The sequence below is a fragment of the Candidatus Poriferisodalis sp. genome, from assembly GCF_965215815.1.
GTDB lineage: Bacteria > Actinomycetota > Acidimicrobiia > Acidimicrobiales > Poriferisodalaceae > Poriferisodalis.
The window spans coordinates 381,256-403,642 of sequence record NZ_CBDCEO010000013.1 but is presented as its reverse complement, the minus strand read 5'-3'; the positions used below and the strand labels follow the sequence as shown (position 1 = coordinate 403,642).

The window sequence follows — 22,387 nt, the reverse complement described above, 5'->3', positions numbered from 1 at the left end:
TCAGAACTCCACCTTGTCGATGCCGAGCTGCCGGAGCATGGCCTGCAGCTTGCCGGGCTGCAGTTCACCCTTGGACAACGTTGTTGCCCTGTCGCCGAGCCAGACCCTGGCGTGGCTGCCCTTGCCGCGGTCTGGCTGGACCACGACCGATACGCCACGCTTGCGAGCGTAGCGGCGGAGTCGGCTCAGGAACTCCCGGTCGGTCATGCGCGGCAAGGCCACCGCGGCAACTGCCGCGCGTCAATTTCTTTTCTGAACGGGCACCCTGAGCGTTGATCGGCCATGATGTTCGCCGCCGCGCCGTCCGAGCGCGGCGGACGGGGGCTCCCAGATGAGATTCGGCCTGATCTCCGCGAATTTGATGGGCAATGTCGAGGGCGCTGCCGCGCTGGAGACCGCTCAGACTGCCGAGGAAGTCGGCTTCGATTCGTTGTGGGCGATCGAGCATGCGGTCGTGCCCAAGTCGTACACGTCGACGTATCCGTACGACGAGGGCGGCAAGCTGTTCAAGGGAGCGAGCCAGCTGGACCACGCTGATCCGCTCATCTGGTTGGCATACGCCGCCGCAGCAACAACCCGGATCCGCCTGGCGACCGGAATTCTCATCTTGCCTCAGCGCAACCCGCTGATCTTGGCCAAGGAAATCGCGTCGCTGGACCGGCTGTGCGGCGGGCGCTTCGACTTCGGCATCGGCGTGGGTTGGCTGCGTGAGGAATTCGAAGCGCTGGGAGTGCCGTTCGATCGCCGAGGGGCACGCACCGATGAGTACCTCGCAGCGCTGCGGGTGCTCTGGACCGAAGAAGAAGCCGAATTCCACGGCGAATTCGTGGACTTCGACCCTGTGTATTGCCAGCCCAAGCCGATCCAGCAGCCGGTGCCGATCCTGGTCGGCGGGCACAGCGACCGGGCCGCACGGCGAGCCGGCGAGCTCGGCGACGTGTTCTTTCCCGCCGAGCGTCCTGCCGAAGTGCTCGCTGAGTTGTTCGAATCGGCCCGCCGGTACGCGAAGGCCGCTGGCCGCGACCCCAACGACGTGCAGATGTGGACTACCGGCGGAACCGATCGCGCCCACCTCGACCAGCTGGTCGAACTCGGTGTCAGCCAGGTGATGGTGCCGGGACGCCGTCCCGCCCAGCTCGGCGAGACGTACGGCCAGATTCTCGCTGACTATGCGGACGCCTGAGACTCCGACGGCGCGCGCCACTGAACCGGATCCAAGGGAGATGAACGATGCCTGAGTACGGCGACGGTGACGCGATCAGTCACGCAGAGCGAGTAGCCGACCTGGACGCACGCGCCGGAGTGATCAGGCGTGACATGGGTGGGGCTTCCAAGGTTCGGGCGATGGCCGCGGAAGGCGATCGCACTATCCGCCAGCACATCGACGCGTTCTGTGACGAGGGCACGTTCCGTGAGATCGGTACGTTCAGCCGTTCGATCCGTCCAGAGATGCGCGATATCACTCCTGGTGACGGCAAGATCGGCGGGCACGGCAACGTCGACGGGCGCCCTGTAGCGGTGTTCGGCGACGACATCACCGTGTTGCGCGGTTCGAGCTCAATCATCGGCACCCGCAAGGAGGAGCGCCTCTACGAGCGGGCGCTGGTGATGGGCATCCCCATCGTCCATTTCGGCGAGACCGGCGGCGGTCGCATTCCCGATCTCATGGGCTCCGAGGGCATCTCCGAGCCGGGCGGGATGTTCGACATGGCTCGCCGGCGCCACCGAGTGCCGATGGCAACGATGATCTGTGGCCAGTCGTTCGGCGGTTCGTCGTTCGTGTCGGCGCTCAGCGACTACGTCGTCATGGTGCGCGGGTCGTGCCTTGCGGTGACTTCGCCGAAGGTGTTCGAAATCGCCACCGGCGAGGTGATCTCGTTCGAGGACGTCGGCGGCGTGGACGTCCATGCCCGAATCACCGGGCAGATCGACCTCGGCGTCGATACCGACGAGGAGGCCTACGTCGCTATCCGGCGGTGGCTGTCGTTCATGCCGTCGAACGCGTGGGAGCCGGCGCCGCGCGCCGAGCCGCGTGGCATCGACGGCGCCGACCCCGAGCTGGCCACGATGGTGCCCGCACGCCGCACGCGTGGCTACGACATGCGCCGGGTCGTTGCCCGCATCTGCGATCCCGAGTCAGTCCTTGAACTGCAGCCGGGTTACGCCCGCAACGTCGTGTGCGCGCTTGCGCGGCTCGACGGGTACGCGGTCGGCGTCATCGCGAACAATCCGATATTCCAGGCTGGAACGCTGGACCCGCAGGCCTGCCACAAGATCATCCGCATGGCCACCGTGTGCGACTCGTTCAACATCCCGATGGTCTTTCTCGTGGATGTCCCCGGATTCATGGTCGGCAAGCGCGTCGAGCACGACCTGATGCTCCATTGGGGCATGCGCATGATGCACGCCCTGCAGAACGCGTCCACGCCGACGCTGACGGTCTGTCTTCGCAAGGCGTTCGGCCTGGCTTGGCAAGCGATGAACGGCTCCCGGATGCCGAGCCACGGCATCTATTGCTGGCCTGGCGCGGAGATCGGCTTCATGGATCCCGAGGTCGGTGTCAACGTGGCCTTCGGCTCGAAGCTGAGCCGCATTGCCGATCCCGACGAACGCGAGACTGAGCGCCTGAAGCTGGTGGCAGAGGTAGCCGAGGCCACGAACCCGTTCGAGGCGGCAGGCACCATGCGCATCGACGAGATGATCGACCCGGCAGATACCCGTCGGGTGCTCATCTCGGACCTTCGGATGTTGGCCAATCGTCCGGTGCCGCCACCCGAACAGCGAGCGCTCAGCTACTGGCCGAGTTGCTGAGATTGGGCAGTGTGTCCACGCAATGTGAGCACAGCTTGATGTATTGAGATGCAAATGCCAAAGATCAGGCTGTGATAGACAACGGCTCAATTGACTTGGGATTACGTCCGTTGTTACCTGATGCCTCGCGACTCGGCTACGCGTTGGGCCGGTACCGCTGGCCCTGTCCGCGCCGGATCCTTTTGCTAACGGGGAGTTCTGTGCCGTGATCGATCTCGAAGGTGTTACCAAGCACTACGAAGTCGGCCCCGTATTGGTCACTGCGCTCGATGGCATCGACCTGCATGTCGAGGCCGGCGAGTTCGTAGTGGTGCTCGGTCCTTCGGGGAGCGGCAAGACCACCACGCTCAACATCATCGGCGCACTGGACACGGCGTCATCGGGATCGGTGAACGTCGGAGGCCGCGACATCACGGCGTCCAGCCGGAGCGATCTCTTTGCGTTGCGACGCGAGACGGTCAGCTTCATCTTCCAGAGCTTCAATCTCTTCCCCGGCTTGACCGCGACCGAGAACGTCGAATTCGGCATGGATGTCTCCGGCAATCGCGGATCGGCCGACCCCGCCGAGATTCTCGAATCCGTCGGGCTCGGGCACCGCCTCGGGCACTTCCCGCACGAACTATCCGGCGGCGAGCAGCAGCGTGTGGCGATCGCACGAGCGTTGGCCACTGGCAACCCGGTACTGCTCGCAGACGAGCCCACGGGCGAGTTGGACTTCAAGACCGGTGCCCAGATTCTCGAATTGCTCGCCGAGCAAGCCAACAACGACAGGGCAGTGCTTGTGGTGACGCACAATCGCGAGATCTCCCGGATGGCCGACCGCGTCGTCGAAATGAGCAGTGGGCAGATCATCAGCGATGGTCCACCGGAGGGCGGCAAGACCCCGCTGTCCGAACTGCACTGGTAGGTCTCGAACGTGTGGCTTCTCCGGCTGCGGTGGTCCCTGCGGGACGCGCGAAAGCGTTGGATCCAGATCGTTGGAATTGCCTTCACGATCGCCATTGGCATCGGCAGCTACGCCGGTCTCAGCAGCGTCACCGAGTGGCGGTACGCGTCCACCGACAAGAGCATCGAGCTCACCAACATGTTCGACCTGCGGGCGACGGTCGGCGGGGGCGGAGACGTACCCGTTGGCTCGCTCGCACAGATTGCCAGCGAAATCGACGGCATCGACGAGTACAACGAACGCCTCTTCCTTGACACCCAGGTCGAGACCACCGCCGATGGCGAAGAGCTACTGGTGCACGGGCGCATCGTCGGCGTCGACACTTCAGGCGGAGGGCCAAGCGTCAACGGCGTCGAGGTCATTGAAGGCGACGGTTTGCCTCCATCGGGCGCCGACACGCCCCGAGTTCTACTCGGACGTAACTTCGCATCGTTCTGGGATCTGCCGACACACGGCAGCCTCACTGTCGGAGGCGATGTACGCGTCGACTACGTCGGCCACGCCGCATCACCGGAGTACTTCGACATCCTCGAGGGCAACGGTTCGCTCGGCCAGTCCAACTTGGCTGTGCTGTTCGCCCAGCTCGCCGACGCGCAAGACATCTCCGGAAGGCCCGGCGCAGTCAACGACCTCGTAATGACGCTGGAGCCGGGTGCCGACTCTGACGCAGTGTCGCAGCAGATCATCGACGCGGCCGCTGTTCATCTAGACGGGATTCTGCTGGAAGTAATCACCCGCGACGAGTGGCCGTCGTACATCGCACTGCTCGGATCGCCGGAGGTCGATCAGAGCATCTACGACGTCATGGCGCTCCTGCTGTTCATCGGCGCTGCCTTCGCAACGCTGAACTTCTCGGCGCGGATGGTGCAAGCGCAGCGGCGTGAGATGGGCGCAGCTATGGCGCTGGGCGAATCTCCTCGATCAATCGCCATCCGGCCCCTGCTTATCGGCTTGCAGATTGGCGTTCTAGGCGTCATTCTCGGAGTCGGCGTCGCCTTCGCGCTGGCCTTCCAAACAGCGGGAATCATTCAACAGAGGGTGATATTGCCGCTGTTTGAGATGCCCTTCCAATGGGTTTTCTTTGCGAGAGCCGCGGCGATCGGCTTCGTGGTGCCAATGCTGGCCGTGCTCGTGCCCGTTCTACGCGCCGTACGGGTCCAACCGGTCGAGGCGATACGCCCGGGCCATCTGGCATCACGCGGAGGGGGTCTGTCACCCATCCTCAGCCGCCTGCCGTTACCCGGTCGCAGCCTGGAGCGGATGCCCATAAGGAACCTGATGAGGGCACCCCGCCGCACCTTCATCACCTTGCTGACGTTCACGACGAGCTTGGCGATCATGTTCAGCATGGTGGGTCTGAACACTTCGTTTTCCACCACCTTCGACGAAGGCAATCGAGAGTTGCAGGGAGATGAACCCGAGCGCTTCATGGTGCAACTCGACTCGTTCTACCCAGTCGATTCTGCGCGAGTGCAAGACGTGCTCAGCGATTCAACGGTGCAGCTCGGCGAGACCGGGCTGAGGCTTGGGGCGAGTGTCATCGCCGAGGCACCTGCCGAGAACATTGACGAGCAAACCCGGCTCGATCTTTCCGTCCGGTTCGTCGACTTCGGCAGCAACGTGTGGACACCGACCGTGTCGGAGGGAGAGCTGCAACCGGGGGTGCCGGGCATCGTGCTCGCCGACAAAGCTGCGCGGGACTTCGGCGTCGGAGTCGGCGACGACGTCATCGTCACCCATCCTGAGATCGTCGACGGGGCGTTCGCCTATGGCACCCATACGCTGCCCGTCCTCGCCACACACCCGCATCCGCTGCGAGTCAACTCCTACATGGACCTCTCGACCGCAGCCGATTGGGGCTTCGGAGGACTCGCGAACATCGTGACCGGCGTGCCAGCGGATGGCAGCAATCTGAACGACGCGAAGCGCTCGCTCTTCGGCACCGGTACAGGTGTGGCACTGGTGCAGGGGATGAGCGAGTCGTTCAAGTCGCTGCAGGACGCACTAGATCAATCGAGGAGCGTGCTCATCCTCACACGGATCTTCGTGATCCTCTTGGTCATGCTGATTGCCTTCAACACGGCGAATATCAACGTAGACGAACGGGCTCGGGACCATGCGACGATGTTCGCTTACGGCATTCCCGTGCGAAGGGTGATCGCGAACCTCTCGATAGAGGGCTTGCTGCTAGGTGTGGCGGCGGTCGTACTCGGCGCCCTGTTCGGCTACGCGCTGCTGCTGTGGATGGCGTTGTTCTTGATGCCGACCTCCATTCCTGAAGTGGGCATGCTGGTGTCAGTCCGCTGGTGGGAGATGGCGGCCTATTTCCTTGCGGCGCTGGTCGCGATAGCAGTGGCGCCGATGTTCTCGGGCCGCAAGCTCTCCAAGATGTTCATCCCGGGCCAGCTGCGGGTGATGGAGTAGGGCCGAGCTGCTGCGGATCGAGCTTCGTGCTAACCGTTCGGCAGGCTACTTACCCACTCTTGAGCACCATCCCATAGACGCCGCGCTGTGTCGCTGTCCTTGGTCTCTTCCGAAGCTCGCGAGACGGCACAGGTCTCGTAGTACTCGCCCCCTCGCAACGGAATCATCGTTGCGCACGCGATCGTCGTTTGAGCCCCCTGGAGCGGACTCAGGAAGAACGGGGCCTGTAGCGGACTGGTCAACCGATTCATCATCCTCAATACCGGTTGCTGGCCTAGGCCCGCATTCGTGAGATTGCTGCGAACGTCGCCAGGGTGAACTGCGGCGGACTGCAGCCCGTATTGGTCCGCAAAGCGACGCTGTAGCTCAAAAGCGAGATGCACGAGAGCGAGCTTTGACTGTGCATACGCATCCCACGAGTTATATGGCAGGGGCGGCTCGGAGAAGAAGCGCGCGTTGCTGCCCTTCTCGTGCACGACTGACGAAGTGATGATGATGCGGGCATCGCCCGTTCGCTCACCTGCACTCTGCAACCGGGGCAACAGCAGGCTGGTCAGGTGAAATGTGCCGAGGAAATTGACTCGCCAGTGAACTTCGGTGCCGTCGCCCGCAAGGATCGGCGTCTTGGCGCGCTTGGCGATGTCGCTGAATATGCCGGCGTTGTTGACGAGGATGTCTAATTCGTCCCCGTGATGCTCCCGGTGCCACTGCGCGAAGGCGGCGACGCTCAGGGGATCAGCCAGGTCAACGGGCTGTGCGATCAGCCGGCCCTGATCGACGCCGGCGCCGCGGAGCTCGTCGCGCAACTTGCTCTGCAAGGTGTCGGTTTCTCCCAGCGAAGTGACGACGACGTCGGCGCCCCATGCGGCGAGGGTCTTCGCTACGTAGTAGCCGATCGAGTTCGCGGCGCCGCCCGTGACGACGGCGCTTCGACCTGACAGATCAACCTGGTCCGCCATCGGCTTTGGTGCCGTCAGTCGACGGTACGCCTCCGCGAATCCGTTCGCATGCTTGCCGGACATGATGTGTCTCCCGCTGCGGTCGATCAGGCGGCCGTGACTGGAATCAGGTGTTGAGTCCCCGCAGTCCGTGCTTGATCTTAGGGACCTCTGCGTGCTGCTCAATTGGCCTCACGGCGAGCAGCATCCCGATCATTGTCGCGGTGTCCGCGACGGTCACGCTTGTCGCCCGCGGGTGGAGGCGTGCAGACCCACGGCTGGCTCGGCAGCGCCGCGGGATCGAAGACAGCGGCGATTGCAGCCAGGTCCTGAGTGGACGTGATGGGTTCCAGCCCAAGGCTTGCCACGAGAAGATTTGTGACATCGAGCGGGGTCTCGCCGAGCGCCCGCCGGTCCGACAGAGTCACGGCGCCATCCCGCTTCGCGAGGCGCTGACCCTGCGGACCCAGCACCAAGGGCACGTGCGCATACGACGGGGGTTCGACGCCGAGCAGTTCTGCGAGGTGCACCTGGCGCGGCGTGGACGGAAGCAGGTCGTCGCCACGGACGACCTGGTTGATGCCCTGGGCTGCGTCGTCCACGACGACCGCCAGGTTGTACGCCGGGGTGCCGTCGCCGCGCTGGAGCACGAAATCGTCGATGATGCTGGTGAAGGCACCAAGCTGGCGGTCGGTGACGGTCAGCTCGGCATGATTCCGGTCCGAGACCACGCCATCGTCGTGACCGGCGCCAGCGCCCTCGACGCGTAACCGCAGAGCCGGAGGTCGGCCGTCGCTGCGACGCTGTTCGCGTTCCCCGCGAGTGAGCTGCCGGCAGGTTCCGGGGTACGCACCCTCAGGCGAGGGGCCGTGGGGCGCTGCAGTCGCCTCGGCAATCTCACGCCGCGTGCAGAAGCACTCGTAAGTGAGGCCGCGACGGCGCAGTTCCGCAATGGCATCGCGGTACAGCTCCAAGCGGTCACTCTGGCGGACGGGTTCGCCGTCCCAGTCGAGCCCGAGCGCTGCCACGTCGCGCAGCTGCGAGTCGTAGAACTGCGGCCGCACGGCGCCGTCGAGATCTTCGAACCGCCACAGGAATTGGCCAGCGACCGAACGGGCGAACAGCCACGCCAGCAATGCCGTGCGCAGGTTTCCCAGGTGCAGATCGCCGGTCGGGCTCGGCGCCCAACGGCCCGTTGTCGGGTCTTCGCTCAAGCGCTGCCTTCGGCGAGTGCCTTGATGCCCTCGACGCACCGCTTCATGTTCGCCAAGTGCTCGCTCTGGCGCCGCGAGACGATGCGCGGCTCTTTGTCAGGCATCGCTTCGATGGCGGCACTGAGGCCCGATGGGCCGGGTCCGAGACGGACCGTGTGGCGCAGCCGCGAGCGCTGACCATGTAGATGGTCGATCTCATAGCGCCAGCGGGCGCCGGCGACATCCTCGGTTTCGCCAGTGGCCCAGCCGAAGAGGACGTTCGGCTCGTACTCGGTGATGGTGAGATCGATGTTCCACTCGCCGATGGCGGGGTGCTGGTTGTGCCCGATGAACTTGGCGCCAAGTGCTGGGCCGTCGTAGCCAGGAGCCCATTCGGCGCGCACGAACTCTTCGGAGAAATTTGCGCCCACATTGATGTCGCTGACGATTTTCCAGAGACGTTCGGGCGATGCGTCGATATCCAGTTCGAACGTGGCACCGGGTCCCTCGCCGATGGCGCGAGCCGTCGCTTCGTTCCCCCGCTGCTCCCAGGTGCGGCCCCAGCCGTCGACGTAGGCGATCTCGTTGGCGCGACGGCGCGGCACCGCGCCGAACTCGGTGCCCTTCGCGTACGCCAGCGGCAACAGCGCGACCGGGGTGACCCCATCGGGAATGCCCAGCACTTCGCGCAGCTCGTCTTCTTTGTTGAGGATCGCAGTGGTCCACGCCGTGGCCATGCCGCGTGCGCGAGCCGCGAGGCAGAAGCTCCACGCCGACTGCAGCACCGAGTCGAACAGCCCGGGCTTGCCGCTGTCGTCGTGCACACCCCACACGCAGGGAATGACAATGACCGGAACCTCGGCGAGATGCTCTGCGAGATGAGAGGCAGATTTCATCACCTGTTCCATCGGATGGCCGGTGCCGGCTGTGGCATCCCGACCGCGCGCCATGAAGCTGCCCACGATCGATCCGTACATCTCGCCGATCGCCTGCCGTTGGGCAGGGTCGCGGATCAGCAGCCAGCGCCGGCTGGCCTGGTTGCCGCCGCCGGGACCCTGCTCGGCGACGTCGATGCAGTCGAGCACGACGTCGTGCGGGACGTCGCGTTCGAGGTCCAGCCGCAGCCGCACCGAGCGGGTGCTCGACAGCACGCCGTCCACCGACGCGAGGTCGACCCTGGCGGTGTCGTAGCGGGCGGGCACATGGGGGTTCAGCTCTGGAGTCGGCATGGCCGCCAGTATTGCCGCCGCGGTCAATAGTTTCTCTGAGCGTGACGAAACCTTCGCCGGCCGGACGGCACTCCGCACGGCCGATCAGGGTCGGTGTGGTTCTGGCGTCCGCCGTCGGGATTGTCCTGGCTTGCGCGTGCTCAACCAGTCAGCGGGAGTCAGGAGAGACACACGAGCCTGCCGTGCCTGCCGAAGCGGAGACGGCCGTTCCCGTTGCGCCGGAACCCGCTGCGACCGTTCGCGACTGTTCGCCACGGGAACCGGCGGACAACCTTGCGGTCGACACCGCTGCACCTGTGCTCCTCAGCGTCGAGATATCGCGCGCCCTCTACGGGTGCGCCGACGAGATCGGCCTGGCGTTCGCCAACGATTCCGAGGCGATCCTCACGCTGGCCGCACGTGGGATACGCGGACCCCTCTTGCTCATGGAGTCATGGTCTGGCGCTGAAGCGATGGCAGAAATTCGGCGCCTGGCGCCGGAGCGGATCGTGGCGGCAGGCTTCAACGAGCAGGACCTCCGACAACGGCTCGCCGGTTTTGCCGTTGAATGGGTACCCGTCAATCCCGAGGCGGCGCTGCCGCATCAAGACGTTCAGTATGAGCGCGTGTGGATCGTCAACAGCGCCGAGCAAGCTGCGGTGCTCGGGGCCGTCGGACGGCAGATCGACGCGACGGCGATGACCGCGGTCGAAGATTTGCGGGCCTTGGCCCCACAAGGACGCAAGGTGCTTCGCGAGGCCGTTCGCGTGGAACTGCACGCGGATCTTGGCCCCGATGCAGCGTGGCAACTGGAGGTCATCCGTCGCGGTGATGAACTTCCCGGAGGCGGCCTGCTCCTGTTCGAGCCAGAACGCGACCGCCGTTTGGTTGCCATATACGGCCACCCATCGACATCGCAGCTCGGAGTGCTGGGCGAACAGGATCCGTCCGGGGGAGTGGCGCGCCTGCGGTCCATCGCGGAGGGCTACGACGCGGACGGCTCGGACGTGCTGCTTGCATTCGAGATCATCGCCACCGTTGCGTCAGCCAGAGCGGGTCGTGACGGCGATTACTCCAACGAGACCGCCCTCGATGCGATCAGGCCGTGGATCACCGCAGCAGCCGACAACGACATGTACGTGGTGCTGGATCTGCAGTCGGGCCGAAGCGATTTCCTCACCCAAGCCAAGCACTATGAGGAGTTCCTGCGGCTTCCCCATGTCGGGCTGGCGCTGGATCCCGAATGGCGACTCGGACCCGACCAGGTGCATCTGCGTCAGATCGGCACCGTCGATGCTGCCGAGATCAACGAGGTCGTGCAATGGCTGGCCGGTCTCGTCCGTGAGGAGGCCCTGCCTCAGAAGCTGTTGATTCTGCACCAATTCCGCTTCTCGATGATCACCAACCGCGAACTGGTCGAGACTCCCGCGGAGCTGGCGGTGCTGATCCATATGGACGGGCAGGGTCCGATCGACACCAAGTACAGCACTTGGGATGCGTTGACCGGGCAGCCCGACGCCTATCGCTTCTACTGGGGCTGGAAGAACTTCTACGACGAAGACTTCCCCACCCCCACCGCGGAGCAGGTGCTGGGTCTCACCCCTTCGCCGCTGTACGTGTCGTATCAGTAGACCGCCGGTCACGTTCCGGGTCTCCGTCTCCGTGTCGTTCGCGAAGGGCAGCGTGGTGGCGAGAACCCGCTGATCGCGCCGTAACCTCCGCAACGTGGCACGGCTGCCATACCTGAATTCGCGCCTGCAGGGCTACCAGTCGACGATCTTCGCCGAGATGTCTGCGCTCGCTGTGCGCACTGGGGCCATCAACCTGGGGCAGGGCTTTCCTGACACCGACGGGCCGACGGAGGTACTTGAAGCAGCCGTTGCGGCGATTCGCAGCGGCACCGCGAACCAATATCCGCCGGGCATCGGCATCCCGGAGCTTCGCCACGCCGTGGCCCGGCACCAATCCCGCTTCTGGGGCATGGATGTCGACCCCGATAGCGAGGTGCTCATCACCGCGGGGGCAAGCGAAGCGCTGGCTGCGAGCATCTTGGCGCTGACCGAGGTGGGCGAGGACGTGCTCACGTTCGAGCCCTGGTACGACCTCTATGGCGCGGTCATCTCGATGGCGGGAGCGGTGCGCAAGGTGGTCACCCTGCGCCCGCCCGACTACAGCTTCGATCCCGACGAGCTAGCGGCCGCGGTGACACCGCGCACGCGGCTACTGGTGCTCAACAGCCCGCACAACCCCACCGGCAAGGTGTTCAGCCGGGCCGAGTTAGAAGCCATCGCCGAGGTTGCCATCGAGCGTGATCTCATCGTGGTGACCGACGAGGTGTACGAGCACCTGACCTTCGACGGCGAGCACATCCCGATCGCCACGCTGCCGGGCATGGCCGACCGGACCGTGACCATTTCGAGCGGCGGCAAGACATTTGCCGTAACCGGCTGGAAGATCGGATGGGTCTGCGCACGCCCAGCGCTGGTCGCGGCGGTGCGAACGGCCAAGCAATGGCTGACCTATGTCAGCGGCGGACCGTTCCAGCACGCCATCGCCGCCGGACTCGACCTCGGCGACGACTACTTCAAGGCCCTGGCCGAGGACTTGTGTGCCAAGCGGGACCGACTGTCAGCAGGCCTGCGATCGACCGGTCTCGAAGTGTTCGAGCCATCCGGTACCTACTTCATCACCGCCGACATCCGCTCGATCGGCCACGACGACGGCATCGAGTTCTGCTGGGGGCTGCCGGAGCGGATCGGTGTGGCCGCAGTGCCCAACGTCGTGATGTACGACAACGTCGATGAGGGCCGCCACCTTGTTCGCTTCGCCTTCTGCAAGCAGCACGACGTCCTCGATGCAGCCATCGAGCGCCTCAGAACGCTCTGACCGACCTGCACGATGGGTGTCTCGGTGTGGCACTGCACGCTGGCCGCGACCGTGTCGAGTGGCGGCACCGCTCCGAGCTGCTTTGGCTGCGGGCGATCGTCGGCAACCGCGCCGGTACAGTCGAAAGTGTGAACCGTCGCTACGCCGTGCTCGAGACTCACCGGGTAGCGATCCGCATCGCCGCGGAACGCGCCAAGGCGCGGTCGATATCGCTAATTGGCTCGGTGGCCCGAGACGAGGACACGGACCGGAGCGACTACGACTTCCTCGTCGAATTCGACGACGACGCTGACCTATTCGACATTGCAGGCCTGCAAGTGGACTTGACGGAATTGCTCGGCCAGCATGTCGACGTTGTTGATTCTTCGGCAGTGCGTGAGAGCCACCGGGGAATGTTCGAGGACGCAATACTTCTGTGACTCGCAGCGACGCCGAGCGTGTCCACGACATTCTCGATGCGTGCAACAAGCTGGTCGAGATTGCGGCGCTGGGCCGCGCGGAATTCGACCGAAGCTGGATTCTCCAGAGCGCCGCTGAGAGACAGCTTGAGATCATCGGCGAAGCGATCGTATGGCACTCCAGTCGTCATGACCGTGTCTTGCGACCGCTGGGATCCGCCGATGACGAGCAGCAACCACGGGAGCCGGCGTCTCGCGCCGTTCGTATAGCGCATGTTGGACGCAGTCCTTGGCGACAACTTCGATTGCCTCCGCTCGCTCTGACCTGATGCGCGGCCCTACTATGCGCGGCGGCTTGGCAACTGCTGATTCGCTCGCGAATCTCACCCGCGCCGGTCAAGGAGGTCTTGGGCAATCGTGGTTGCAGAGAACGATTGGAATGATCCCCGCAACGAGTTTCCCGCCGTCTTGTTCCGGCTCAGCCATCGGACGAAGAAGAAATACCGGAGCGGATATCGCGAAGGCGACGAGCAAGGCGACTGGCCGCAGAAGGTCGTCAACTCAATGCTCGGCTTGGCACCGGGATCACCGGCATGCGACGAGACACCTTGGTGTCAGTTTGGCCCTATTCGCTCGTCGACGACGAACGCGACCTCATCGAGCGAGCTATGCGAATCCTCGGCGAGGCGCTTCAGACGCGCTTGGTCCGCGAGTTCAGCCCTCGCGACATAGCGTGGCTTCGCCAGTCGCTACGCGATGAAGCAGCGGGTGAAGTAGCGCGGCGCGCGCTGGGTCAGTACCCAGAACAGTCTCGGGATCCCGCACTCTGGTTGAAGTTTGTTGAGGACAACTGGGCCCAGGTGCAGAGTTGCTTTCCATCATTCCGGCAGTCCGGCTTCTTTCTCCAGTTGTTGCGCTTGAGGCACCAATGGGCCCATTTCGCATACCGAGAAGAAGTCACCGAGCACGAAGTCGACAATCTCAGGCGCTTGACCGGGCTATTGAACGGCATCGACTCGCAACGTGCCGCTAGCAACGTGGACTTCATTCGTCGAGTGCTGCGGACGCACGTAGGGCGTCGGGAGGCTGGTAGAACAGCTTGAGCCGCTTGGCCGCGAGCCTTGTCGTGTTGTGCTGCTGTGAGGGTGGTTGTTATCAGGAGGGCTTGCTGGGCGAGTCGTAGCGCTGCTGGGCTTCTGCCTCGGGCACGCCCAGAAGTTCGCCGATGCGCTGCCATGAGACGCCGTCGGCGCGGGCGGCAGCCACCTTGGTTCGAAGCAGATCGTCAGGACTCTTGGGGTCGCCGGCGGCACAGCGGAGCCACCAGTCTGAGATTGGGCGGTGAACGGCCCGCTCGACATCGAAGCCTTCGAAGCGTCGCGCGACTTCGTCCCAATCGCCATTGTCGATGAGCTCGTCGATGGTGGGCCTCATCACCGAGCACCATTCCAGGGATGCCGCAGGAATCTCGGCCGAGCTGGCATTGCGTGGACAATTTCTGGGATCGGCTCCAGACGCCGAACGCCGAGTTCAATGGGTCGACCCGAGCGATCCCCTCCGATGATCATGGTCATGTCCTCAATCTCATGTGCATCAAAGGCGTTTCGATAGGCGTGAAGGATGTCGGCGTCGCTGATGCCGTGCTTGCGGGCGGCGGGTCGAATATGGGGTTCCACCTCACGCTACCTGTCGGCGCGAATCTGACAGCGACATCGACGATGAGCTGGCGGAGTCGGAGACACCCGCAGTCTCTACAACAGCCAATAGCTCCTTTCAAGTTATTTTATGAATTTTCAATACTTGAGTTGGCGCGTGGGGGTGGGAACAGGGCAACCGCGATTGCTGATCCAATCATGCCGCCGCCGGTGGACAGCACGAGATCGGCGACGGTGTCGTCGTAGGTGAGATCCAGTCCGCCGCCGGCGCCGGTTTCAGCCACGATCCACTCGGCTGCTTCCCAGCCCACGATGGCGAGTGCTCCCAGGCTGGCGCCGAGCAGCCAGGCATCGGCGCGCGACAGGCTGGACCCGCCGCGGCGGTAGCGCCACGCATGGAACGCACCGACGAGCAGGATCCAGTTGAGCGTGTGCAGCACGTCATCGGTTGCTTCGAACGTGTCGTACACGTATGCCAGATTGCCGAGCGTGTCGATGAGAAAGGGCGCCACGATCAGCACATCCGCGGTTGCGGGGTAGGGCCTGAATCGTCCGCGCCATGCGAGCGGCACCACCACAGCCGAGAGCATGAACAGGGGGAATCGGAACAGCATCCCCTTGCCCTCGAGGTGGTCGAGGGGCACCGCGATCGCCACCACGAAGCACAGCGCCAGCGCAATCTTGAACGCCACCGCCACCGCCACGGCCCGGCGGCGGCTGTCCAACGCCGCCACTCCGGAGCTTGGGCTTGTCGCTTCGGTCACGATGCGGCGGCCCGGTTCAGGAACGGGCCCGAAGAGGGGCGATCACGCCCTCGGCGAACTCGTTCAGCATTGCCAGCTCCTGGTCTTGGGTGAAGTAGCCGACGTGGTGCCACAAGAAGAACTCGGTGACGCCGAACTCCTCGTGCAGCGAGGAGACATGATCGAGCTCCTGCTCGCGGCTGCCGCGCCACACGCGTCCCATCGGCACGACATAGGGGGGTGCGTTGTAGGCCCAGTTGAACAGCTCTTCAAAGCCGGCATACAGGTCGGCGGCCTCGGCCGGCGTGCGGCCCATCGTGAGATGACCGCCGATCGCCAGCGCATCGGCCGCTGTGGTATCACGCCCCGAGTTGTGAGCTTCTTCGAGATAGATGTTGAGCGCTGTGCCAATGAAGCTCTGCTGCTCGGGGGCGACGAAGCTCACCATCTTGCCGCCCTCTCGCGCCCAGAACTTCGACGTCTCCATGCTGTAGCTGAACGGTGCGTACACCGGCGGGTGCGGCTGCTGCAGCGGTCGGGGCACGATGCCGATCTCGCGCAGTGTCTTGTTCTCGTCGACCGCTGTGGGGTCGAAGTCGTCGGTGGGCGGGAAGTGCCATTCCATCTCCGGCGGGGCCTGCCAGAACTCGCCCCGGATCGACACCTTCTCCTGGGTCCACAGCGACTTGATGAGGTGCCAGTTCTCATAGAGCGCCCGGCGGTTGCGCTGGTCGGCCTCGGACTTGTCGGACTCGGTGGAGGTGATGCCGAGATGCTGGCCGAACGTTCCTGTCCAGCGGGGCGTGTTGCCGCGCGAGAACCCCACAAAGGTTCGCCCGCCGGTGAAGTGGTCGAGAATGGCGATGTTCTCGGCGAGCTGGATTGGATTGACGGCAGTGAGGTTCATGCCGAGCTGCCCGACCCGCATCCGCTCGGTGTGCTGGGCCACGAAGTAGTCCCAGAACAGCGGGTTGGTTGTGGTCTCGATGCCTTCCACCTGCAGGTGCTGCTCCGTCATGGCGAAGCCGTCGTAGCCCACCGACTCGGCGAACTGCATCTGGGTCCGCACGTGGTCCATGAGGGTCTGCCAGCGCTCCGGGATCGATCCGGCGAGGCCGATCTGTTCTCCGCGGCGGCGCATGTAGGGCACCACCAGGATCGTGAAGCGGAAGTCGGTCATCGGAATTCGGGGACCCTTTCAGTGCGACGCGGCTTGCAGAAGCGGCCGCACAGACTGCAACACTAGGAAGCCGACCCCTCAACTCGCCCACCCGGCATCGTCCGAGCGCGGAAGGAACCGCCACATGCCCAAGTTCGAACCCGTTGCAGGGCGGGGCCTGCACACCATCGAGAATGCCCCGATCCCCGAGATTCGCGCCCTGCAGCTGGAGCGGATGAAGTGGAGCCTGGCGCATGCCTACGCCCACGTACCGGTCTATCGGCAGCTGTTCGACCAAGCGGGCGTTCACCCTGCGGATCTGCGCAGCCTCGATGACTTGCAGCGGTTCCCGTTCACGTCCAAGGCCGAGCTGCGTGACAACTACCCCTTCGGCATGTTCGCGGTGCCCCAGGAACAGGTGGTGCGGGTCCATGCCTCGTCGGGCACGACCGGCAAGCCGACGGTGGTCGGCTACACCCAGTCCGACCTGGATATGTGGTCCCACGTGTTCCAGCGCTCGTTGGTGGCGGCTGGCGTGCGGCCGGGCGATGTCGTGCACGTTGCCTACGGCTACGGGCTGTTCACCGGCGGGCTGGGCGCGCACTACGGCGCTGAGCAGTTCGGCTGCACGGTGGTGCCGGCGTCGGTGGGCCAGACGGCTCGACAAGTGCAGCTGCTCGTGGACTTCGACGCCGATGTGCTGTGTGCGACGCCGTCGTATGCCCTCGTGGTGGCCGACGAGTTCCGCAAGCAGGGCATCGACCCCGCGTCGACCTCGCTGAGGGTCGGCATCTTCGGCGCGGAGCCGTGGTCGGAGGCGATGCGGGCCGAGCTCGAGGACGTGTTCGACATCGACGCCGTGGACATCTACGGCCTCTCGGAGGTCATCGGCGGCGGCGTGGCGAACGAGTGCGTCGAGACGAAGGACGGTCCGACGATCTGGGAGGACCACTTCTATCCCGAGATCATCGACCCCGATTCGGGCGAGGTACTGCCCGAGGGCGAGACCGGCGAGCTGGTGTTCACGTCGCTGACCAAGGTCGCGATGCCGGTGATCCGGTATCGAACAAGGGACATCTGCTCATTGCAGCCCGGCACCGCCCGCTCGATGCGTCGCATGGGACGGGTTGCTGCCCGCACCGACGACATGCTCATCATCCGCGGTGTCAACGTGTTTCCCAGCCAGTTCGAGGAGTTGGTGTCAGCCGAACCGCGGCTCACCGGGCACTTCTTCTTGGAGGTACACGAGCGGGGGCGCATGGAGGGCATCACGGCCGTGCTCGAGCCGAAGCCTGATGCCACCGATCACGAGACGATTGCCCAGGAATTCGCCAGCACGGTTCGCCAGCGCATCGGCGTGGCTGTCGAGGTCAGGACGGTCGAACCCGAAGGAATCCCGCGCTCAGAAGGCAAGGCTCAGCGAGTCCGCGACCTCCGAAGTTGAGCGCAGCGGCAGAGAAACCTGGCCGATCCCTCGTCGCTCACTCACTCCGTCGGGCGGTCCGATTCCGTCCTACAGCGGTTCGGTGCCCTCGCTCAGAATGTCCAGGTACTCGGTGTACGCAAAGAGCCGGTTACGCCGCTGACCGGTGAGTTCGTGAGCAATACCCATGGCACACAAACGTTCGAGAGCGTGCGTTGCGGTCGTTACGGCGAAGCCGGCAAGTTCAGCCGCGGTGGCGATGTCGAGCACAGGCCGCGCCGCGAGAGCATCGTGGATGTGAGACGTTGAACCGCTGAGCCGGCCGAGGTCGTGGAAGCGGGCGCGATTGGCATCAAAGGTCGTCCGCAGCCGCCTTGCTGCGTTTGTGGCGTCATCGGCGGCCACGGTGACCGCATCCATGAAGAACAGCAGCCACTGTTCCCAATCGCCGTGCTGCCGAACACCATCAAGAAGCTCGTAGTACTGATGGCGCTGCCGCTTGAAGTGCAGGCTGACGTAGAGCAGCGGCGTACGCAAAACCCCTGCGTTGTGCAGCGCCAACACGATGAGCATGCGGCCGACGCGTCCATTGCCATCGAGGAAGGGATGGATGGTCTCGAACTGCACGTGAGCGAGCCCCGAGCGAACCAGCGCTGGGAACCCGTCAGCGCTGTCGTGCAGGAAGGACTCGAGGCGTGACATCGAATCGCCGAGAAGGTGCGGCGGCGGCGGCACGAACCGCGCGGTGCCCGGACGTGAGCCGCCGATCCAATTCTGCGACGTACGAAACTCTCCTGGCAGCTTCTCGGCACCGCGTCCACTCCGCAGCACGATGGCATGGGCATCGCGCAGCAGGCGGTTGCACAGCGGCAAACCCGTAGGACTGGCCATCTGCTCGAACGCCATGTTCACGGCTGCGACGTAGTTGGATGTCTCGGCAATGTCGTCAAGGGACACGGCTGGCGTCGCGCCGAGTTCGTGACTCAACAGATCTGACAGCGTCGACTGGGTGCCCTCAATCTGGGAGGACAGCACCGCCTCCTTGCGGACGCACGAATACAAGAGCAGGTCGGTGTTGGGCAATACGTGCGCTGCCCCATCGAGCCGTCCGAGCGCTAGGGCTGCGCGCTCAGTCGCTGCGGTCAGTTCGGTGCCGGTGATGAGTTCGGCAGCCGGCGGCAGCGGGTCTGGTACGAAGGCCCGGTATTCCTCTTCGCCGGTGCGGATGATCTCATAGCGGCCGGTCGGTGCCTTCACAGGAACTCCTGGGTCTTGGACAGGCATGTGACACCATAATCCTACAAGAGAAGATAAAAATAATTGAAAATACCTGAAATAATATAGTTAAGTAGTACAGTCGGCAATTCGAGGGCAAGGGACCGAGATCCGCAGGGTGAGGATTCGACGCTTGATGGTTCTTATTCCAATTTATAGCTGAAACGCGAATAACGTTAGCGCTTATTCCAGTGAACTGGATTAGGATTTCCGGTTGTTCTAGATTTGACATGAAACGAAATCAACGGCGTTGTCGACGTTCGGAGAGCGGCCGTGCAGCGTTCTGCAATCTGCGCGAGCGTTGAGCGGCCGCTACGGTTCGAGCTGCCGCCCTTGGACGTGGCAGCAGCGGGGCAGGACGGGGAGACAGTCATGAGCTTTGTGGAGATGCGGCGGTACCGGCTCAAGGTTGGGGCGGCGGATCGCTGGGTGAAGATCTACAAGGAGAAGGGCTACGAGGCGCAGCGCAAGTACCTCGGCGAGCCCGTTGGGTACTACACGATCGGCGTCGGTGATCTCAACGACATCATCCACATGTGGCGCTACGACACGCTGGAAGAGCGCGCAGCCAAGCGCAAGGCGCTGTTCGAGGATCCTCAGTGGCTGGAGTTCGTGAAGGAGATAGCGCCGCTGGTGGAGACGCAGGAGAATTCGATCCTGCACAGCATCCTCGACGACTGACGCTTCGAACTTCGGGGTCTGAGCCCCGCAGACTTGGCCGACTGCCGGTAACCGGCTGACGGCCTTCTCATTCATGACCTGAAACGGGAGCACACACCAATGCCGAACACGATGATGGACACCTGGGCGGCCGGGGATGAGACGCTGGGTACCTGGCTCTCGATGGCTTCCAGCCATTCGGCCGAGATCGCAGGGCGTGCCGGCTTCGACTACGTCTGCGTGGACATGCAGCACGGCGTCGCCGACTACCAAGTTGCGGTGACGATGATGCAAGCCATCGAGATGGTCGGCGGAACGCCCATTGTGCGCGTGCCGTGGAACGAGCCCGGCATCATCGGGCGAGTCCTGGACGCAGGGGCTCGCGGGGTGGTCATCCCGATGGTGAACTCGGTCGCCGAGGCGCAAGCTGCCGTGACGGCATGCAAGTACCCGCCGCTGGGTGCCCGCAGCTTCGGCCCGGTGCTCGTGGCCGCACGGGCAGCCGCGGGGGAGAACTACTTCGAGGTGGCGAACGCCACCACCGCCTGCATTCCGATGATCGAGACCCGCCAGGCGGTCGAGGCGCTCGACGACATCTTGGCGATCGAGGGCGTTGATGCCATCTACGTCGGCCCCGCCGATCTGTCGATCAGCTATGGCTACGGACCCGGCTACACCGATGACCACGCCGACTACAAGGCGGCGCTGGAGCACATCGCCGAGCGGTGCGCCGCGCACGGGGTGATCGCCGGCATCCACTCGACGGCGTCGCTGTCGGCTGATCGCCGGGGCAAGGGCTTTCGCATGCAGACCGTCGCCGGCGATGCCATGGCGCTCGGCCGCGGCATGGCCCGCGATCTGCGCACAGCCCGCGAGTCCGGCGTCGCCGAGGCCGCAAGCGGAGTGGACTCAAAGATCTACTGACTGTTGCGGCACCCGAAGTGGCGACTGTCGTCAGGCCGTAGGCGGGTCCGACTCGTCGTCTTCGAGCTCCACTGATTCATCGCGATCAATGAGTTCCTTGACTCTCTTCGCCGCCGAGCCGATTGAAGCGCTTGTCGCGGCAGCGCCACGCGTTGCTAAGCGACCAGACGCCTTCGCGCCGCTGGTCGCCGCGCGACTGGCTTCTGCTGCTTGGTCGGCTGTCAGTCGGCCGACAGCCGATACTGAGCCCGCAACGAACCTGCCCGCGCTCGCCGTGCCGCCCGCGACGGCGCGGCCGCTGTCGGCAGCGAGATCCCCGATGGCATCGCCAATGGCAATGGCCTGCTGGGAGACTTGGCGCGCCACTGTGGCCGCATCTTCCTTGACGAATGTGCTGATCGCGTCCAGCGTGACGTCCTTGGTGGCGGTGTGCGCGAGCACTCCTGCGGTGACACCTACGAGCAACGCAACTCCGGCAGGCCCGCCTGCGACGCCGACAAGTGCCACGGCGCCCAAACTGGATCCGGTCGCGAACGCACCCTTGAGCCCACCCTCGGCAAGTTCGATGTACTCGTTCGAGGAATTCGCCTTGTGAAATGCGCGCGCCAAGGCAACGACCGACACCGGCATCAGTAGCGGGTTCACACTGACGGCGGCCGACATGCCAATGCCTGCCGCGAGCCTCGCGAATGTCTCGGTGTCGGCTCGATTCCAGCCGAAGATCACCGAGACTGCGCCTACGGTCCCTCCGAGCACGTCGGCGGCGTCGTAGGTCACGAGTTCGCTGAGCCAGCTCTTGGGGATGCCAAAGGTCGACTTCAGCGATTCGGCGACGGCGTCGTAAGTGGCTTTGTCCCATGTGGCGAGGGGCAAGCCCGCCGGCGTGGAGACGTCTCGCAGCAGCCCCTGGATGGCACCGAGCGTTTCCTGGATCAGGGTGTCGTCGGCTGAGGCTTCCGATGCAGCCTTGAATGCGCCACTGATCGTGTGACCCCCGTCAAAGAGTCGGTGGAAGCCGCCTCCCATATGTGTTTCGAGGTAGACGGCATCCATGGCCTTGTCGTAGATGGTCGGAGCGCCCTCGACAGCGGCAGCGACGACTTCATTGATGGCCGCCGACAGGTCACTGGCCACGAGCGCTTGTGCAGAAGAGAACACCTGAGCGGTGGCTGCACTGGTCGAATCGAACACCCATCGAGCGCTCTTCCCGACGGCTTGCCCACCGGCAACTCCCGCTTTGGCGGTTCCGCTGCCGATGGCGTGCGCCGCTGATGCACCGGTTGTCACTGCTGTCTTGGCGCTATTGCCAATGGCCTGAGCTGTCGACACTCCGGCCGAGCCGACAACCTCGGCCGCCTTTCGGCTTCCGGAGACTGTCGCGTCGGCCGCCTGCTTGCCGGTGGCAAGTGCGGTGTCAGCAAGACGCTTGAGACGTCCGGCTTTGTCATTCTCGAACTCTGATTCGGCCGGAGAAGCGGGGTCCGGCGCGATCGGGTCGGGACTCTCCAAAGGCGGTCCTTCCCTTTCCGGACGGTGAGCAGCAACCTGGTTCGTGTCTGGCAGTTCCTCGGCCACCGCGTGGACGTTAGTGCCGACGAGGTTCCTCCGGTTGATTCGCAGGTGGCGGGCACCTATCGCTGTAACACCCCCTCTCTACCTTGGAAATGAGAGAGGCGGCGGCCGAAGTACGGCGCCGCAACCAGCGAATCCGGCCGCTGTGGCGGGGGCGCTGGGCTCTGGATGA

20 protein-coding genes are annotated in these 22,387 nt (G+C 64.3%); 11 read left to right on the top strand and 9 right to left on the bottom strand.

Going from position 1 to position 22,387, the window contains the following annotated elements:
• Positions 1-207, bottom strand: a complete 207-nt coding sequence (locus ACOOHB_RS11760; RefSeq protein ID WP_420445029.1) for a type II toxin-antitoxin system HicA family toxin — start codon at positions 205-207, stop codon at positions 1-3.
• Between the two features lie 124 nt (positions 208-331).
• Here ACOOHB_RS11760 and ACOOHB_RS11755 point away from each other — a divergent pair, with 124 nt between their 5' ends.
• From ACOOHB_RS11755 to ACOOHB_RS11740, 4 genes are all read left to right on the top strand, one after another.
• Positions 332-1,183 (top strand): LLM class F420-dependent oxidoreductase, encoded by an 852-nt coding sequence (locus ACOOHB_RS11755; RefSeq protein WP_420445028.1) that lies wholly within the window; start codon positions 332-334, stop codon positions 1,181-1,183.
• 47 nt (positions 1,184-1,230) lie between these two features.
• Positions 1,231-2,811, top strand: coding sequence for an acyl-CoA carboxylase subunit beta (locus ACOOHB_RS11750; protein ID WP_420445027.1), 1,581 nt, complete (start codon positions 1,231-1,233; stop codon positions 2,809-2,811).
• A gap of 205 nt (positions 2,812-3,016) precedes the next feature.
• Positions 3,017-3,718: an ABC transporter ATP-binding protein gene (locus tag ACOOHB_RS11745; RefSeq protein WP_420445026.1), complete on the top strand. Its 702-nt coding sequence runs from the start codon at positions 3,017-3,019 to the stop codon at positions 3,716-3,718.
• Between the two features lie 9 nt (positions 3,719-3,727).
• The gene (locus ACOOHB_RS11740) at positions 3,728-6,181 is read left to right on the top strand and encodes an ABC transporter permease (RefSeq protein WP_420445025.1); all 2,454 of its coding nucleotides are present in this window, start codon (positions 3,728-3,730) and stop codon (positions 6,179-6,181) included.
• Between the two features lie 29 nt (positions 6,182-6,210).
• Here ACOOHB_RS11740 and ACOOHB_RS11735 read toward each other — a convergent pair whose 3' ends face one another.
• The 3 genes from ACOOHB_RS11735 to ACOOHB_RS11725 all read right to left on the bottom strand — a co-directional run bounded on the left by ACOOHB_RS11735 (position 6,211) and on the right by ACOOHB_RS11725 (position 9,541).
• On the bottom strand, positions 6,211-7,203 hold the full coding sequence (locus ACOOHB_RS11735; protein WP_420445024.1) for an SDR family NAD(P)-dependent oxidoreductase: 993 nt from the start codon (positions 7,201-7,203) through the stop codon (positions 6,211-6,213).
• Between the two features lie 98 nt (positions 7,204-7,301).
• The gene (gene gluQRS, locus ACOOHB_RS11730; protein WP_420445023.1) at positions 7,302-8,333 is read right to left on the bottom strand and encodes a tRNA glutamyl-Q(34) synthetase GluQRS; all 1,032 of its coding nucleotides are present in this window, start codon (positions 8,331-8,333) and stop codon (positions 7,302-7,304) included.
• Entirely contained in the window at positions 8,330-9,541 is a 1,212-nt protein-coding gene (locus ACOOHB_RS11725) for a nitroreductase family protein (protein ID WP_420445022.1), read from the bottom strand. Before ACOOHB_RS11725 ends, gluQRS begins: the two co-directional genes overlap by 4 nt.
• A gap of 182 nt (positions 9,542-9,723) precedes the next feature.
• On the opposite strand from ACOOHB_RS11725, the gene ACOOHB_RS11720 reads away from it, so the two are divergent.
• The 4 genes from ACOOHB_RS11720 (at position 9,724) to ACOOHB_RS11705 (ending at position 13,133) form a co-directional block, all read left to right on the top strand.
• Positions 9,724-11,151 carry a hypothetical protein gene (locus ACOOHB_RS11720; RefSeq protein ID WP_420445021.1) on the top strand — a complete coding sequence of 476 codons (1,428 nt, stop codon included), beginning with the start codon at positions 9,724-9,726 and terminating at the stop codon, positions 11,149-11,151.
• A 94-nt stretch (positions 11,152-11,245) separates the two neighbouring features.
• Entirely contained in the window at positions 11,246-12,406 is a 1,161-nt protein-coding gene (locus ACOOHB_RS11715; protein ID WP_420445020.1) for a pyridoxal phosphate-dependent aminotransferase, read from the top strand.
• A 26-nt stretch (positions 12,407-12,432) separates the two neighbouring features.
• Positions 12,433-12,825, top strand: coding sequence for a nucleotidyltransferase family protein (locus ACOOHB_RS11710; RefSeq protein WP_420445019.1), 393 nt, complete (start codon positions 12,433-12,435; stop codon positions 12,823-12,825).
• Positions 12,822-13,133, top strand: coding sequence for a DUF86 domain-containing protein (locus ACOOHB_RS11705; RefSeq protein WP_420445018.1), 312 nt, complete (start codon positions 12,822-12,824; stop codon positions 13,131-13,133). The genes ACOOHB_RS11710 and ACOOHB_RS11705 overlap by 4 nt, the downstream gene beginning before the upstream one ends.
• 826 nt (positions 13,134-13,959) lie before the next feature.
• On the opposite strand, the gene ACOOHB_RS11700 is transcribed toward ACOOHB_RS11705, so the two are convergent.
• From ACOOHB_RS11700 to ACOOHB_RS11690, 3 genes are all read right to left on the bottom strand, one after another.
• The gene (locus ACOOHB_RS11700) at positions 13,960-14,238 is read right to left on the bottom strand and encodes a hypothetical protein (RefSeq protein ID WP_420445017.1); all 279 of its coding nucleotides are present in this window, start codon (positions 14,236-14,238) and stop codon (positions 13,960-13,962) included.
• A 349-nt stretch (positions 14,239-14,587) separates the two neighbouring features.
• Complete coding sequence (locus tag ACOOHB_RS11695) at positions 14,588-15,223, bottom strand: hypothetical protein (RefSeq protein WP_420445016.1); 636 nt, start codon at positions 15,221-15,223, stop codon at positions 14,588-14,590.
• Positions 15,224-15,239: 16 nt separating this feature from the next.
• On the bottom strand, positions 15,240-16,382 hold the full coding sequence (locus ACOOHB_RS11690; RefSeq protein WP_420445015.1) for an LLM class flavin-dependent oxidoreductase: 1,143 nt from the start codon (positions 16,380-16,382) through the stop codon (positions 15,240-15,242).
• Between the two features lie 124 nt (positions 16,383-16,506).
• Between ACOOHB_RS11690 and paaK the strand changes: the two genes are divergently transcribed.
• Positions 16,507-17,805 carry a phenylacetate--CoA ligase PaaK gene (gene paaK, locus ACOOHB_RS11685; RefSeq protein ID WP_420445014.1) on the top strand — a complete coding sequence of 433 codons (1,299 nt, stop codon included), beginning with the start codon at positions 16,507-16,509 and terminating at the stop codon, positions 17,803-17,805.
• Positions 17,806-17,874: 69 nt separating this feature from the next.
• On the opposite strand, the gene ACOOHB_RS11680 is transcribed toward paaK, so the two are convergent.
• Positions 17,875-19,041: a Fic family protein gene (locus tag ACOOHB_RS11680; RefSeq protein ID WP_420445013.1), complete on the bottom strand. Its 1,167-nt coding sequence runs from the start codon at positions 19,039-19,041 to the stop codon at positions 17,875-17,877.
• A 390-nt stretch (positions 19,042-19,431) separates the two neighbouring features.
• Between ACOOHB_RS11680 and ACOOHB_RS11675 the strand changes: the two genes are divergently transcribed.
• Positions 19,432-19,740 carry an NIPSNAP family protein gene (locus ACOOHB_RS11675; protein WP_420445012.1) on the top strand — a complete coding sequence of 103 codons (309 nt, stop codon included), beginning with the start codon at positions 19,432-19,434 and terminating at the stop codon, positions 19,738-19,740.
• A gap of 99 nt (positions 19,741-19,839) precedes the next feature.
• On the top strand, positions 19,840-20,643 hold the full coding sequence (locus ACOOHB_RS11670; RefSeq protein WP_420445011.1) for an HpcH/HpaI aldolase family protein: 804 nt from the start codon (positions 19,840-19,842) through the stop codon (positions 20,641-20,643).
• A 30-nt stretch (positions 20,644-20,673) separates the two neighbouring features.
• Here ACOOHB_RS11670 and ACOOHB_RS11665 read toward each other — a convergent pair whose 3' ends face one another.
• On the bottom strand, positions 20,674-22,218 hold the full coding sequence (locus ACOOHB_RS11665; protein WP_420445010.1) for a hypothetical protein: 1,545 nt from the start codon (positions 22,216-22,218) through the stop codon (positions 20,674-20,676).
• Between the last annotated feature and the right edge of the window lie 169 nt (positions 22,219-22,387).